Annotated in this window: 13 protein-coding genes; 6 read left to right on the forward strand and 7 right to left on the reverse strand. The window is 60.4% G+C overall.

Annotated elements, in window-relative coordinates; all coding sequences use genetic code 11:
* Positions 1-175: 175 nt before the first annotated feature.
* Positions 176-3142: a DUF1508 domain-containing protein gene (locus B2G88_RS08465; protein ID WP_087714525.1), complete on the forward strand. Its 2967-nt coding sequence runs from the start codon at positions 176-178 to the stop codon at positions 3140-3142.
* Positions 3143-3150: 8 nt separating this feature from the next.
* Here B2G88_RS08465 and B2G88_RS08470 read toward each other — a convergent pair whose 3' ends face one another.
* Together B2G88_RS08470 and B2G88_RS08475 are read right to left on the reverse strand one after the other, a co-directional pair.
* Positions 3151-4644, reverse strand: coding sequence for a sugar transferase (locus B2G88_RS08470; RefSeq protein ID WP_054862860.1), 1494 nt, complete (start codon positions 4642-4644; stop codon positions 3151-3153).
* Between the two features lie 222 nt (positions 4645-4866).
* Positions 4867-5310 (reverse strand): universal stress protein, encoded by a 444-nt coding sequence (locus tag B2G88_RS08475; protein ID WP_054862883.1) that lies wholly within the window; start codon positions 5308-5310, stop codon positions 4867-4869.
* A gap of 115 nt (positions 5311-5425) precedes the next feature.
* Between B2G88_RS08475 and B2G88_RS08480 the strand changes: the two genes are divergently transcribed.
* The 3 genes from B2G88_RS08480 to B2G88_RS08490 all read left to right on the forward strand — a co-directional run bounded on the left by B2G88_RS08480 (position 5426) and on the right by B2G88_RS08490 (position 7295).
* Positions 5426-5974, forward strand: coding sequence for a hypothetical protein (locus B2G88_RS08480; protein WP_054862861.1), 549 nt, complete (start codon positions 5426-5428; stop codon positions 5972-5974).
* Positions 5967-6473 carry a metal-dependent hydrolase gene (locus tag B2G88_RS08485; RefSeq protein WP_054862862.1) on the forward strand — a complete coding sequence of 169 codons (507 nt, stop codon included), beginning with the start codon at positions 5967-5969 and terminating at the stop codon, positions 6471-6473. The genes B2G88_RS08480 and B2G88_RS08485 overlap by 8 nt, the downstream gene beginning before the upstream one ends.
* Before the next feature lie 75 nt (positions 6474-6548).
* Positions 6549-7295: a ThuA domain-containing protein gene (locus B2G88_RS08490; RefSeq protein WP_087714526.1), complete on the forward strand. Its 747-nt coding sequence runs from the start codon at positions 6549-6551 to the stop codon at positions 7293-7295.
* 33 nt (positions 7296-7328) lie between these two features.
* Here B2G88_RS08490 and B2G88_RS08495 read toward each other — a convergent pair whose 3' ends face one another.
* The 5 genes from B2G88_RS08495 to B2G88_RS08515 form a co-directional block, all read right to left on the reverse strand.
* Complete coding sequence (locus B2G88_RS08495) at positions 7329-8174, reverse strand: aldo/keto reductase (protein ID WP_087714527.1); 846 nt, start codon at positions 8172-8174, stop codon at positions 7329-7331.
* 81 nt (positions 8175-8255) lie between these two features.
* Positions 8256-9329 carry an alpha/beta hydrolase gene (locus B2G88_RS08500; RefSeq protein ID WP_245835333.1) on the reverse strand — a complete coding sequence of 358 codons (1074 nt, stop codon included), beginning with the start codon at positions 9327-9329 and terminating at the stop codon, positions 8256-8258.
* A gap of 136 nt (positions 9330-9465) precedes the next feature.
* Positions 9466-10257, reverse strand: a complete 792-nt coding sequence (locus B2G88_RS08505) for a VOC family protein (protein WP_054862863.1) — start codon at positions 10255-10257, stop codon at positions 9466-9468.
* Positions 10258-10305: 48 nt separating this feature from the next.
* A complete protein-coding gene (locus B2G88_RS08510; RefSeq protein ID WP_054862864.1) occupies positions 10306-11985 on the reverse strand; it encodes a Na+/H+ antiporter NhaC family protein in 1680 nt (559 codons plus the stop codon).
* Between the two features lie 139 nt (positions 11986-12124).
* On the reverse strand, positions 12125-13234 hold the full coding sequence (locus tag B2G88_RS08515; RefSeq protein ID WP_087714528.1) for an OBG GTPase family GTP-binding protein: 1110 nt from the start codon (positions 13232-13234) through the stop codon (positions 12125-12127).
* 216 nt (positions 13235-13450) lie between these two features.
* Here B2G88_RS08515 and B2G88_RS08520 point away from each other — a divergent pair, with 216 nt between their 5' ends.
* Together B2G88_RS08520 and B2G88_RS08525 are read left to right on the forward strand one after the other, a co-directional pair.
* Positions 13451-13654 (forward strand): VNG_1110C family protein, encoded by a 204-nt coding sequence (locus B2G88_RS08520; RefSeq protein ID WP_054862865.1) that lies wholly within the window; start codon positions 13451-13453, stop codon positions 13652-13654.
* A 169-nt stretch (positions 13655-13823) separates the two neighbouring features.
* Complete coding sequence (locus B2G88_RS08525; protein ID WP_087714529.1) at positions 13824-15836, forward strand: hypothetical protein; 2013 nt, start codon at positions 13824-13826, stop codon at positions 15834-15836.
* Positions 15837-15877: the final 41 nt, after the last annotated feature.

The raw sequence follows: 15877 nt of genomic DNA on the forward strand, positions 1-15877 counted from the left end.
GCCGAATAGCAGTCCACGACACGTATCGACCGTCACTGAGTCACAAATCTGCACTCGTGGTGTCCGGCAGTACACCCGCTGTCCCTCCATCGGAAGCACACGAAATCCACTCCCTCTCACCGCGCACATAAGCGCCCCATTATTATGCCCACTCCAGGGTTCGGATTGAGTACGAATGAGCGTCTCGCAACTGTGGCGCCGGTACTCGAGTGCGGCCGGGTTCGGAAACGGTGCTATCGGCGCATCGATTGTCTTTGTCGCTCTATTGCGCCCGCTTTTTGGACCCAGTGGACAGCTCCGCTGGGGAGATCGTGGCCTCGAGATGTCGCCGTGGGTTGCACTCGGAACCGGAATCATCCTCTTCGCTGGCGTCTCGGTTGCCGTGGTTGCGCTCACGCGACATCCACAGGGCAGGTTGGACCACCTCGCAGACCACTCTAACAGTGACCATGTCAAGGAGGCACAGTCTGGGACCACCGGATCGACAGTCCCAGAAGTACTGGCAGGCGAGGAGACCACAGCTGGCCAGTTCGCACTCGTCCAGACCAATGACGGCGAGTGGGTGTGGCACGCACTCCACTTCGAGACGCTGGCTGCAAGCCCCACCGGCGCGACATCTCGCTCAGCAGCCGCCGACAACGTAACGCACCTCCAGACAGCACTCGAGCGAGCCAGCAGTCACGAACTCGAGGATGCGGCGATTCGCATTTCGAATCTATCTGGCGATGACTGGACGTGGACGCTCGTCCGCCCCGACGGCGAGGCAGTCGCGACCGCTGCTGGCGACGCCACTGACCGCGAGCAGGTTGAGGCTGCAGTAAGCACGCTCAAAGACCGCGGTCCGGACGGGACGATCATCGACATTGGACGAGGCGCGTTCGCACTCACCGAACGAGACGACCGCTGGCACTGGCACCTGGTCGACGATGAACGGACGACGCTGGCGGTCAGTTCCAAAGAGTTCCGCCACCGCGAGGATACCGAATCAGCCGCGACAGCCATCGGTTCGCTACTTACGGATGCACGCAGCGTCGCCGTCGAGACAGTTGCCGTCGAACTCGAGCAGGTCGAGGACACCGACCGCTGGACGTGGCAGATCGTCGATTCACAGGGCGAGACACTCGTCGATGCAACCGCGACGTTCGACGACCGGACGGATGCCGAAGCCGCCGTGACGACCGTCCTCGAAGGACTCGAGTCGGCTGCGGTAACTGTCGCTGATCAATGTGCATACGAGTTATTCCCTGTCGAAAGTCAGTGGCACTGGCGACTCGTCGACGACACGGATCGTATCGTGGCTCACACACCGGTCGGTCGACGGACACGCGGGCAGGCCAGACAGGCTCTCGAGCAGTTCCGAGACGCAGCACCAAATGGTGCGATTACCAACTTCGAGGGTGCTGCCTACGAGATCCATCCGGCTGGTGGGACACTGGAAGCAGAGTGGCCAGACAGCACAGGAACTGATGACGCCACAGCCATGACCGACACCGCTACAGGCACTGACAACACTCTATCAACGACCGACACCGCTACAGGCACTGACGACGCCAGATCCACGGACGCTACTGCCGCCACTGCCGGTCAGTGGAACTGGCGACTCGTCACGGACGACCGCACCTGTCTTGCAGTCAGTCCCGAACCGGCAGCCGATGCGGGTCACGCACGAGCAGCGATTAATCGACTCCAAGAGCAAGCCGTGAGCGCCGACATCTGTCACTTCGAGACCGCATCGTTTCGCGTCTACCAAACCGACGACGGTGAGTGGCGCTGGCGATTGCTCGATGCCGGTGGTGCCGTTCTCGGGGACAGCGATGGCGCTCACGACTCGAGAAACGACGCAATTGAGGCAATGCTGACGCTCAAAGAACGGACATCCGATTCCGAAGCTGCGGTCGTCGAAGTCGAAACCGCAACAGTCGAACTTCACACCGTCGGCGAGCAGTGGTCGTGGCGACTACTCGACGATACTGGCGTTCTCCTCGCAACGGCACCGAAACGGTATCCGAGCAAGGCGGCCGCACGGGAGGCTGCCAACCGCGTCCGAACACACTCGAGTGCCGAAAGCACCACGATGGATCGAGCCGCATTTCAACCGTTTTCCGACGACACAAACTCCGAGAACGCCCGTTGGCACTGGCGGTTCGTCCATCCGAGCGGAAAAACCCTCGCCGTCTCAGCCCGTGGGTTTGCCACACGTGACGGTCTCCTCGAGCACGTCAGCGACCTTCGAGAGTTGGCAGCGACGGAGCGAACGCAGACGACCGGCCCGGTCACGGTCCAACTCGCGGGTGACGATGCCTGTCGATTCCGGCTCCTTGATCACGACCGAACACCCATCGCCGAGTCGACAGTTCCGTATCCGACTCGCGATGCTGCACGAAACGCCATTGACTCCCTCGTCCGAGTTGCCCCGGATGCACCGCTATTTACAATCGACGAGGCAGTGCTCTGGCTCGAGTGCGCCGATACCAGCGCTGACGATGTCGCCGATACTAGCGCTGACGATGACGCCAATGCCAGCGCCGACGGTGACGCCGATGCCAACGATGACGATGGAAGCGACGAAGAGCACGCCGACTGGCGCTGGACACTCATCGACGAGGAGCGAACGGTACTCGCACGCTCGCCCACACGAGACACACAGACCGCGCTGCGCTCGCAGATTGACAGCCTTCGCCGGCTCGCACCACACGCTGAACCCGTTCCACTCACAGGTGTCTCGTTCGACCTCGTTGAGCGTTCGGAAACGGACTCATCCACGACGGCAACCGAAGACACCCCACGCGAACGCTGGCAGTGGCGACTACTCGAGGCCGATGGCGAGCCAGTCGCAGTCGATGCCCGCCCCGGCGGCTCGAAAGCCGATGTCCACGAACGGATGGACAGTGTTCGGGACTTGCTCGCGGACGCGGACGTCCTCACACTCGAGGAGCCGGTGTTCGAACTGTACGCCGACGAGGAGTGGGCGTGGCGACTGGTCGATACGACCGGCGAGACGCTCCTCGAGAGTACCCAGACGTATCCGACGCGACAGGCTGTGACGAACGCACTCGAGACAATGCGAACGACGCTTCCGGCGGGTGCTGTGACTGTCGCTGGGGCTGAAGCGGAGACAGAAACGGAGCCAGAGACAAACTAACGACTCTCCTACCGAACCGTCGCGAGTACATCCGCAAGAACGTTCCAGACCTGTCGAACGACGATTTTCACGTCGAGCCAGAACGACTGGCGACGGATGTACTCGAGGTCGTAGCGCAGTTTGGTGTTCGGATCCGTGCTCTTGGCGTCGTGAATCTGGGCCAACCCGGTGAGTCCGGGTTTGACGAACCAGCGCTTGCGCCAGGCCGGTGCGTCTTCCTCGAGGAGGACCTCTTCTTCGGTCCAGGCGGCTCGCGGGCCGACGACGCTCATGTCCCCGACGAAGATCGACCACAGTTGGGGAAGCTCGTCCAGATGCGTCGTGCGGAGAATCGACCCAACACGCGTGATCCGGTCGTTTTCGTCGTCGTCGGATGGCGTTGCGGACTCGCCTTCGGGAACCATCGAGCGGAACTTGTAGACAGGGAACGTCTCGCCAAAGCCAGCGGTACGGTCCTGACTATAGAGCACCGGGCCAGGACTGTCGAGTTTGACTGCCGCCGCGAGGACCAGCATGAGCGGCGCAAACACGACCAGTCCAATCGCAGCGAAGGCCACGTCGAACACCCGCTTGAACAGGTGATCCAGCGGATCCCACGGTTCGAGGTCGACAGCAACCAGATCGCCGACATCGCCTTTCGAGACGAGGACGCTGTCTGCGTACTCCCGGTGGACTTTCGCGTCGACGCCGTGTTCGTGGCAGGCATCGAGCGCGCCGAAGAACTCCGCACGGTCAGCACGCTGAAACGCCAGCACGACCGTATCGATATCGTGTTCGACGAGCGTATCCTCGAGTCGAGACAGCCCGCCGAGCCGGGAGAGTGACTCGAGGTCAAGTGGTCCGTGGGCGACGTCGTTGTCGGCCCCGTTGCCGTTCTCGGTCGACGACGCTGGCGGTGTCATCTCGAGGCCACCGTCTGCGCGGATCGAGTCCGTTTCCGACCCGTCGACAGCTGTCTCGTCGAACATAAATTGGCTGAGCGTCGACGGACAGAGATAGCCAAGAACAGGGGCGTCGATTTCGGGGGCGATGCGCTCGATCTGTGCTAGATCGTCGCCGACGATCAGCGTTCGCCCGTCGGAGCCAGCAGGCCGTCGTCGAATCCAGACGAACCACGCCGGAATCACGACCGCGAGCAAGCCGACGATCATCGCAAGCGTCGCTCGAGGGAGGCGATGGGACCACTTGAAGTAGCCCAGTGCAGCGAGTCCTAACCCAGCGACGAACACTCGCTTTTGGGCCATGACGACGGTGTCGAGGATGCGCCGTGGGCGAGGTTTGTACAGCGGCCACAGTGCAACACCCACCGCGAGAACACTCAACGTGAGTGCCCACAGCAGCGATCCGTTCGTGAGGACCGTCACCTCGAGGCGATTAAAAAGCGGCACGTACGTCGTAAAGATCGACTGCGAAATCGGGTGGTTGGCGGCGACGACGGTGGCGACGGTGATCCCAATGACACCGAGTAACGCGACCACACGATACCGCCAGCCAGTCAGCATTCGTTCCGAGAAAGTGACCGGGAAGGGCATAAACTTGTTGAAGGTATTACTACTCCAGCCCACACGTCAGTTTTATCGACAGTTTTCTAAAAAATAATCCACCTCTACAATGATCTCACGCTCGAGAAGGGTATCGAACACTTCTCGAAAACAGACTCAAACAGTCCTCGAAAAGACACTCCAACGGTCCGCAAAACGAGACTCAAACAATCCTCGAGTGAGCTATCGAACAATCGTCACTGGGACGCGTGCTCGCCGAGTCACAGTCTCAGCAACGCTTCCAAGCAGTAATCGGGCGACACCGGAGCGCCCGTGACTGCCCATGACGATCTGGTCGACATCGTGTTCGTCTGCGTAGGCGACGATAGCTCGTGCCGGCTGTCCAGTCTCGATGGCTGTCTCGAGAGTAGGTGAACAGGACGGATCACACTGTTCCTCGATGCGTTTTCGTGCCTCTTCACAGAGGGATTCGCCTCGCTCGCGTGCACGAGCCTGGGTCTGTGGGTCGGCGTAGCCACCGCCGCCATAGTCACTTGCAACTCCGTCAGCCGGGTTGATGACGTGTATCACCGTAATCCGGTCGTTCCCGTGAACGTCTGCTGCATGATCGAGTGCATCCCATGCCTGTGATGAGCCGTCAATTGGGACGAGAACGTGTGTTGTCATACTGCAACTACGAACCGAGCGCGCAAAAGTCTCCGCCTCGAGCAGGTTGTCGGCGGAGACATCGTAGCCACAAAAACGCAACGCCCAAGTGCATCTTCTGTGAGTGCGGAGACGAATGCGCTTCGCCGTTCGACTTGCGGTCGTCATCGTGCTCGCACTCGCACTGTGTGGACTCGCTGTCCACTACGGCGCGACGTATGACGAGCAGTGGCCCCACCCCAGCGGCGACCAGTTACAGGCGGAGTACGACGCGTCTGTCGGTGAGCAGGTGCTCCTGTTTGGCACCGTCCACGAACACGACTCCGAGACCGGACCAACAGTCATCCACGTCACCGATTCCGCGGATACCATTGCGGCCGAACTCGAGGTGACCGGCATCACCGACCCGGTCGAACCGGGCGGTGTCGTACAAGTCTATGGCGTACTCGAGGCAGATCGAACGATGGACGCTGATCAATTCGTCGTGGTCGACGACGGCCCAACGGCAACGACGTACAAACTCATCACGTCCGTTATTGGCGTCATCTTCGCCGTGGGGTATTTCCTCCGATACTGGCGACTGTCGTTGGCCGAACTCGGCTTCGAGCCTCGGACGCACGTATCGTCGCAGTCAGCGGGCCAGTCGACAGACTCATCGTCGACGGAGGTGACCGACGATGGCTGAACTGCTCTCTCACGTCCTCATCGCGTACGCCCTCGCAACGATAGTGAGTTGGCGACTCGAGTGGGTGACACGCCGCTGGGTCGCCATCGCGATGATCGGTGCGTTGATCCCCGATGTCAATCGGATTGGGATGTTCGTCAGTGACGCCACGCTCGAGGCGGTCCTCGGCGTGCCGGTCGGTCTCGATGCGATACATACACTTGGCGGGACGATACTGCTTGCTGGAATCGGTGCGATGGTGTTGACGACACAGCACCGTCGGGCGTTCGGCGTCCTGCTCGCGGGCGCGCTCTCACATCTGCTCGTGGATGGGGTGAAGGCGTACGCTGACGGCGCTGCGGGGGCGTGGCTCTACCCCGTTACGTGGTATCGTCATCCGACACCGAGTCTCTACGTTTCGTCCGATCCGATGGTGCTTGTCGTCACCGCCCTCGGCGCGCTCGTAGTCGCCGCATGTGACTATGTTCTGCGAGAGCGTGGCGCAGTCACCCAACCCTGACTATCTGTCTCACTTGGAGTCGATACGTTTTGCCGCTTTACCAAGCCGCTTGCCCCGGACAAGTGAGATGGGAATATGGGAACGCAGGTCACTGTCTGGAACGAATTCGTCCACGAACAGGAAAACGACACCGTCGCAGACCTCTACCCCGATGGGATTCATGCGACCATCGCGGAGGCACTCGAGGACCACGGCTTCGACACCCAAACCGCGACGCTCCAAGAGCCTGAACACGGCCTGACCGAGGACGTCCTCGCAGAGACGGACGTGCTCACCTGGTGGGGCCACACCGCCCACGACGAGGTCGACGACGAAATCGTCGAGCGGGTCAAAGACCACGTCCTCGAGGGAATGGGCCTGCTCGTCCTCCATTCGGGACACTTCTCGAAGATATTCAGAGAACTGATGGGCACCACCTGCGGGCTCAAATGGCGCGAAGCTGCCGAGCGCGAGCGTCTCTGGGTTGTCGAACCAAGCCACCCAATCGCCGACGGCATCGACGAGTACATCCAACTCGAGGAAGCCGAGATGTACGGCGAACACTTCGATATTCCACAGCCCGAAACGCTCGTCTTTAATTCGTGGTTCGAAGGCGGCGAAGTGTTCCGTTCGGGCTGTTGTTACCGCCGCGGCAGTGGGAAAATCTTCTATTTCCGACCGGGCCACGAGACCTATCCCGTCTATCACAACGACGAGATTCAACAGGTACTGGCAAACGCCGTCGAGTGGGCCACTCCGAACGCGGACCTCTCGGAGCCAGTTCGGGGCAATCACGAGCCACTCGAGGAGATCGACACGAGCGACGACCGAACGGTTCACTAACGCAACTCCAGCGCGAGTGCGACCGTCGTCCCCTTACTGCGGGATTCCCCACACGTCGCTGTTCCAGTCGCGTGCAGGCGTGTCGTACACCGGTTCGTTGCGGTCGCGGTCGTCCAGTCGCTGGCGATCTTCGTCCGTGAGTTCCCAGTCGAACAGATCGATATTCGCCTCGATGTGGTCGGGTGTCGTCGACCGCGGGAGGACAACGACATCGCGCTCGATGGCCCACCGGAGAGCGATCTGTGCGGGCGATTTCTCGTACTCCTCGGCCAGTTCCTGGATGACCTCGTCCTCAAAGACGTCCGTTCGGCCAAGCGGCGCTGCGGCCTCGAGCACGGTGTCCGTTTCCTCGCAGTACTCAACGAGGTCGGGGCGCTGGAACCACGGATGGAACTCGATCTGATTGACCGCAATCGGGACGTCAGAGACGTGCTGGGCCGCGCTCAACTGGTAGGCGCTGAAGTTCGAGACGCCGATGTTACGGACGAGTCCCTCCTCGTGGAGTGTCTCCATCGCGTGCAGCGTCTCGCGAACCGAAATCGCGGGGTTGGGCCAGTGGATCAAGTACAGGTCGAGGTAGTCCGTCCCCAACTTCTCGAGACTTGCCTTACAGGAGGCGATCACGTCGTCGTAGTGGAGGTTCTTCGCGAGCACCTTCGACGTGAGAAAGAGCTCATCGCGGTCGACGTCGGCCTCGGCGAGCGCCTCGCCAATTTCGGCTTCGTTCATGTACCCCTCCGCCGTGTCAATGTGCGTATAGCCAGCCTCGAGTGCGGCCTGGACGGACTCGCGGACGGTCTCGCCCTCGAGTTCCCACGTTCCAAAGCCGATCATCGGCAGTTCGTCGCCACTCGGCAGCGTCTGTGTTGGGACTGTCATCACGTCCTAGGTCTCACGACGAACTCAATAATGGTGCTGATCGAGGCAGTCACACAGGCGAACCGCTGCAGACACTCGCGATTATCGAAGCGTCTCTGCGAGGAACGTTCCGATTGCGTCCGGTCCCGCCGGCGGTCGCTCCCCGAGCATGGTCTCCGTCGATTCGCCCTCCTCGAGGTGAGCCATTGCCCTGACCGTTTGGGCAGGCCTGGGATCCGACTCGAGGACGGACATCGCCGTTCGTTCGGAGTCAGCACCCCAGACGTGGCCGAGTTCCAGCAGTTCATAATACGTCGCGTCGACGTGGGCTGCGGTCAACTCCTCGAACAACCCGTCGCTCTGCTCGACGTCGACAACCTGGTCCGTACGGCCGTGCATGAGGAGAAACGGTGGGTCATCCGGCGTCACGTAGGTAACAGGACTCGCTCGCCGGGCCTTGTCCTGGTTCTCCGAGAGCGGACCGCCGAGCAGGAAGGACTCGAGCGAACTCTTGTGGCCCGGCAGTTTCTGGAGGTCGTGAATCCCATACCAGTCGACGACCGCCTGCACAACGCCGGACTCGTCAGGTGCGACCGCTTTCACAACCGCATCGGCCGGATATGCGTCCCCAGCGATATCGGTCACGTCGTCGACGACGCCGGCAAGCGCGGCTAGGTGGCCGCCTGCAGATGCGCCCCACGTTGCGACCCGATCCTCGTCGAAGCCGTACTCGTCAGCGTTCGCTCGGAGCCACCTGATCGCGGCCTTGACGTCCACGATCTGATCGGGGAAGACTCCTCTCGGTGTCTGATTGTCGGGGTCGACGTCGAACGGCAGGGTGACGTCGTCCGGGACTGTTGCTAACCGGTAGCTCACGCTTGCTATCGCACAGTCCCACTCCGCTGCGAACCGCTCGAGGTCGGGTGCGTTCTTCCGGGTCTCGAAGACCCAGCCACCGCCATGGATGTAGACGACAAGCGGTGTTAGCCCGTCGGTCTCGGGGACGTAAAGGTCGAGTTTCAACTCGCCGGCGTCGCGTTCGGCGTACGTGACGTCCTCGTACGCGGCTATCGATGCCGACTCAATCGCGGGGGACTCACCGCCGTCGGTTCGTTTTTCGCTCACCAGTGACTGCATACTGTCGTCGCTCGTATTCGACTCCGAACAACCAGTCATTGAGCGGTCCAATCGCTCCGGTTGCGCCTAAACATTCCGTCTCGGTACTGACTTCCGGTTTTCGGCCGTCAGAACGCACCGCTCGTGAGGCGATTACGTTCTCGAGCGAAAAAATCGGCCCCGTCGCCGATGGAGATTAGAACGGGAACAGCGAGTCGGCCTCGAGATCGCGCTCGATGAGTTCGATTTCGTGGCCGTCCTGATCCGTTGTGAAGGCGTACATGTTGTCGTTGCTCTCGGGGTCGCGGTAGTCGTCGGCCTCGCGGGTCATGAGCTGGTCCCAGTCGTCTGCGAGGTCGTCGACGCGGACACAGAGGTGTCCCCAGGCGTCGCCCATGTCGTAACTGCGGCCGTCATAGTTGTAGGTGAGTTCGACCGACATCGCCTCCTCGGCGGCATCGGTAGGTTCCATGAAGTAGTTCGCGAAGGAGTCTGCCTCCCAGCGGCCGACCTCGTCGTAACCGAATTTGCGCGTCCAGAAGCCGATGGCCTCGTCGGCGTCTTCGACGCGGATCATCGTGTGATCGATACTCCAGAGCGCGCCGACGTCGCGTTTGACAATCTCGATCTCGTGGCCGTCAGGATCTGTGACGAACGCGTAGTTGTAGTCACAGGATTCGGGATCGCGGTAGTCCTCGACGCCTTCGTCCATCAACTGCTCGTAGTGCTCCTCGAGTTCACCGTCGGGAACGCGAACGGCGATGTGGCCCCAGGCGTCGCCGACCTCGAGGTCGTCTGCGCCCTCGTTGTGGGTCAACTCGAGCAGTGCGCCGTCCTCGTGCATGTCTTCGGGACCGAGGTAGACGATGGTGAACCCGTCGCCCTCGTGGCGGTCTTTTTCTTCGTACTCGAGGTGGGTCTGATACCAGTCGAGCGATTCCTCAAGGTCCGAGACGCGGAGCATCGTGTGGTCGAGCGTGCCCTCCATACGCAAATCTACGCCCGGAAATCTCAAAAGCGTGGCGAAGGCGGCGGTCTACTCACGTTCGCGGGGCTGTTCGTGATCCGTTGTCTCCGCTATCGGTTCGACACCCCGGCGGGCGGCATCGGCACTCGAGAGGCCATAGACGAGTCCGACGAGCAAGATAACGCCGAGTGGGAGATAGATTGCCGGTGGAACGTCGAGATAGCCAAAGAGCGCGTAGCAGATGACGACGACGAGTAAGACAGTGCTCGCGTAGTACAGCTGTGTGCGGATGTGATCGATGAGGTCTGCGCCGGTAAAGGTCGATGAAAGCACAGACGTATCCGAGATCGGTGACGTGTGATCGCCGAAGATTGCACCGGAGAAGACGGCTCCAATAATCACAGGCATGAGATCAAACGCGCCCGTAATGTCGTAGGCAACCGTAATCGCGATTGGCGTTACGATTCCCATTGTCGCCCATGACGAGCCCATCGTGAACGCGACGAACGCCGCGACGAACAACACGACAATCGGTAAGAGTGCCGGCGAAACGACGCCCTCCGCTGCGGCAGCGACGTAGTCGCCAGTTCCAAGGTCCTCAGCAACAGCGCTGATCGACCACGCGAGCACGAGCACCGTCACTGCGGTGAGCATGATCGAGAAGCCGTCGAGAACCGTATCCACACTGTCTCCGATATCGAACAGATCGTAGGCGAGTCCAATCACGATTGCCGTGACTACCATCGCGAACGACCCCCAGACGAGCGCAGCCGCGAAGTCACTCGCACCGACGATGTCGACCAACACCTGCACCGTTCCGGCGTCGCTCATCGCCGCCTCGAGCGAAGTCGTTGCTCCAGCCTCGTCCTGTTCAATTACCCACTCCTGATAGCCAGTCCAGAACGCCCCTATCAGGGTCACGACGATCAGGACGACAATCGGCGCGAAGAAGGTCCGGAGCATCGGTTTCGTCTCGATTGGCTCGCCGAGGTCCGCTTCGACTTCCTGTAACGGATTCGCGTCCTCGCGCGTCACGTTCCCCGTCCGCCTCGAGCGGCGTTCGGCCGTGAGCATCTCGCCGTAATCACGCCTCGAAAGGACGATAATGCCGACCATCACGATGGCGAGCAGCGAGTAGATGTTAAAGGGAATCGAACCGACGAACGTCTCGAACGCGCCCGGCGTGTCGGCCGCCGCGACGTCGTAGTCCTCGTGCTCAACGAGACTCGCATAGCCCTCGTCGATCATCGACAACTGGAACGCAACCCAACTCGAGAGGCCGAGCGTGGCGACGGGGGCGGCCGTCGAGTCGACGATGTAAGAGAGCTTTTCTCGAGAGATACGCAGTTGGTCGGAGATTTCCCGCATCGTCGAGCCAACGATGGCCGTGTTTGCGTAGTCGTCGAAAAAGAGGAGGATGCCAAGTACCCAGGTTGCAAGCCCGACCGCCCGCGCTGAGGCGAGTCGGGTGGTCGCCCAGTTTCGAACGGCCGTTGCACCGCCGAGTCGCCAGATGAGCGCCACGCCAGAGCCGAGCAACAGCGTAAAGACGAGGATGTTCGCGTGGAACACGTCGCCGATGGATTCCGTAATCCAGCCAAAGGTCTGCCCGATGCCGATGCTTCCAGTCGCGATGACACCGCCGGACCAGATGCCGAGAAACAACGAGAGGATCGGTCGCCGAGTCACTATCGCGAGCACGATTGCAAGGAGCGGCGGGACCAGCGAGAGTGCCCCAAACTCAGACATACCGAAGACTACATCGAAGCATCAGATAATGCTATCAATTCACACGGGTTGGGGACCGTCACAGTCGACGATGTGTAGTCGCAGGTTCCAGTACGTCCGAGCGTGGACGAACAACGGACGGACAACGGACGAATCAGCGCTACCGGCGCAGAATTAGTTTCAACACGTCTTCGTCCTCGAGGACGTGGTCGGTCCCGACCTGCTGTTCGTCGTGGGTCGCACTCGGGCCGCTGACGCGGGCGAAGCGGAATCGCTCTTCCATCTCGCCGCCGAGTTTTTCGATGGCTTCGCCGATGGTCGTCCCCTGCTTGACGACGAGTGGTTCCTCCCAGTCGACGCCACGTCCAGGTTTGTCCATGTAGACGCGAATCAGGCCGAGGTTGTCCCAGAGGCGGTCTTTCAGCACCTCAAGCCCCTTCTCTTTCTCGGCACTGATGAACGTCACTTCCTCGGGGTCTAAGTCGCGCTCGCGAAGTTTCTCGTCGACGGTTTCCTTGTAGTCGGGTTCGATGAGGTCGACCTTGTTGACACAGGTGATCGAGGGAATGTACTCGCGATTTTCCATGAGACCGTCGACCAGTCGGTCGATGGTGAGCGTCTCCTGTAAGTTGAGGTCGGCGTTGACGTAGCCGTGTTCGCGCAGGACGTCTTTGATCGTCTGCTCGTCGAGGTCCTGGTCCGTACTCGAGGTGATCTTGATTCCATCTTTGATCTTCGGGCGCACGGTCACGCGCGGGGGTTCCTGATCGACGCGGATGTTGATGTCGTACAACTCCTCCTGAAGGCGGTCGTACTGCTCGATTTCGAACACCGAGAGCATGAAGATGATCAGGTCCGCGTTCCGGACAACCGCCAGCACCTGCTGACCGTCGCCACGTCCCGTCGCTGCGCCCTCGATGAGTCCTGGCACGTCAAGCATCTGGATGTTTGCGCCACGATGCTGGAGCATCCCCGGGTTCACATCCAACGTCGTAAACTCGTAGGAACCAGTCTCGCTTTCGGCGTTCGTCATCGAGTTCAACAGCGATGACTTGCCGACGCTCGGAAAGCCAACCAACGCGACGGTCGCATCGCCGTGTTTTTCGACCGAGTAGCCCGTCCCGCCGCCCGCCGAACTCTGGTTCTGGAGTTTTTCCTTTTTCTCCGCCAGTTTCGACTTGAGACGGCCGATATGGGCCTCGGTCGACTTGTTATAGGGGGTGTTGGCGATTTCGTCCTCGATTGCTTCGATCTCGTCCTCGATCCCCATTTGTCTCTATGCAACCGCCCGCGCCGAAAAACACTTTCCATGCGCGTCGTCTAATTTGCCGTCAGGTCATCGCTGACAGAGCCGCGACATGCGGCTTCTCGTTCCGTGACCTGATCTGCTCTTCTACCTGCTCTCGAGCGCCCACAGACGAACATTACCAATCCAAATATACTTCGACACGCATAAACGCGGGGCGGGTAAAACTCGGGCCGTACGATGCCCGATTCGGCACAATTGCGCGATAGCACACAGATCGTGATCGCTCGAGACGCCCTTTCCGGCCTCGAGTCCCAACTCGACGACGAGTTTACGGTCTCGATTTTCGACGAAGCAGACGACTACTGCCGGATTATCGGAAGCCCCATCGAGATCAAAGCGGCGAGCGATTTTCTCGTTCGCCGTGGCGTCAGTGTGTCGTGAGTACAGGCCGGGCGAGCACGTCTATCAGAATTCGTATAAAATTTACTGAGCGAACTGACCGCTCGATCCCACAGCTTCCTCTCCCGTGATACGGGATACCATCACGGACTTTCTGACTCGGAAATCTCATTTGAACGTTTATAAGTCATGGCTGTGAACAGGAGAGTACATGTCAACAGGGAAGGGACGCAGCCGTTCGCCGGCTACCCGCAACCGTTCAGTGACAGCAATCGCACTCGCTGCGCTTGTTGCACTGTCGATGGTTGCGATGGCCGCCACAGGAGGAATCGTCGCAGCAGACCAACAGACACAGACAGATACAGACGTCCAGGCATACGACGACCTCGAGGACGCCTCGATCTTCGGTGCCGCAGACGAAGTCTATCTGCAAGACAACGGAAGCGGCGTCCTCGTCTACGAGGACGATAATGACGACATCTCCGAGTTCCAACTCGGTGCAGACGTGAGCGAGGGCCTCGCACACGTCCTCATCGCCGGCGATGCCGAAGGCGACGAGGACATCGAAGGCGAGTTCAGCGCCGCACTCGAGGACGACCTCTTCACGGCCGGTGGCGCACTCGCAATGGAACAGCCACCGGAACTCGAGGACCTCGACGTTGAAATCGTCGGTGAGCAGACTGCAGACACGAACGAGTTCAGCGCGGATATCTACGCGCTGATCGGTGATGGCGACGACGCAAACGACATCGAACAGGCATCGTTCGAGCCGAACGCACAGCAACAGGCTCCATCGCTGTTCGAATCCGCGAGTACGTCCGGTGAAGTAGACGTAACCGCAGACACGTTCACAACCTCCGGTAACGTCGTCGTCGACTTCGGCGAGGCTATGTTCGACGACACGCCAGAAGAGACGTTTGCGTTCGAACTCAGCGATACCGCAGACGGCTACGAACTCTCCGTTACCGAAGAGGAGACCGTCACAGACACATTCTCGACGAACCCCGACGACTGGAAGACTGAAGCAGACGCCAAGGCCGCACTCGAGGCCGAATACGCTGGCCTCGCAGACGAACTCGGCGGCGAGGCAACTGTTGAGATCCACCACCACGACTTCGAGGAGATCGACGACTTCACCGACTGGAAGGAACTCGAGTACACGATCACCTACGAAGGCATCGACGAGGGCCTCGAGACCACATTCGCCGAGGAACTCGCAGACGATCCTGCCGCAGACATCTCACAGGAAGACGCCGAAGAGATCGCCGCCCAGATCACCGAACTCGAGATCGAGACAATCGCGTTCAACATGACCTCGAGTGCCGAGGAGATCGAAGCCACCTGGGACGTCGAGATCAGTGAGTACGCGAGCGTCTTCGAGGCGTTCGTCGAACTCAGCGAGGCAACCGTCGACGATGAGGACCTCTTCGATGAGGAACTCGAGGAGTTCGACACCATGCTTGAGGCTCAGCAGGCCGCAGACCTCCGAACCACGTTCGAGTGGGACGGCGAAGTCGCGTTCACCGACGAGGACCAGATCGAGATCATCTTCGAAGCCGAAAGCGACACGGAGAACTACGAAGCGTACACGGACGAACTCGCCGACCGCGGCGTTGATGTCGGTGACGAAGAAGTGATCTTCGAGTTCACCGCGACAACCAATGACGGCGAGATCGAGATCGACGGTGAGGTCGAAGTCGGCATGGACGACCTCGCAGAGACCGTCCTGACCTCGATTGCCCAGGAGTTCCAGCACGAATCCGATGAACTGGGTAGTTTCGCCTCGACGCTCGAGAACGCAGATCTCGAGATCGCAAAGGTCGATGCGGACTTCGACAGCGAAACCGTCACGTTCGAAGCGGGAGCGAAGTTCGACAGCACGGAGTCACTCGTCGAGAGTGGCCTGTTCGGTGACGATATCGTCTTGACACAGATCGCCGGAACCGAAGAGGATGACGGCGTTGCAACCTACGTCTACCTCCAGAACACTGAGGGCGAAGAGCTCTTGGCGGACGACCTCAGCGAGCACGGACTCGTCGACGACGAGACAACCGTCTACGACCCCGGCGAGGGTGACCGCGAGTTCGCCGAGATGGACACCGACGCGGCCGCAGCCTACCTCGGTGTTGACCTCGATGGCGACAGCATCCCCGGATTCGGCCCTGTTGTCGTCTTTGCTGGCATGGGCGCAGCGCTCGTGTTGTTCCTCAGCCGCCGCAACTGAGTCACTAACTCCTGCCGATTATTTTTGCGCACCCCACCGTC

Source organism: Natronolimnobius baerhuensis (assembly GCF_002177135.1).
Taxonomy (GTDB): domain Archaea; phylum Halobacteriota; class Halobacteria; order Halobacteriales; family Natrialbaceae; genus Natronolimnobius; species Natronolimnobius baerhuensis.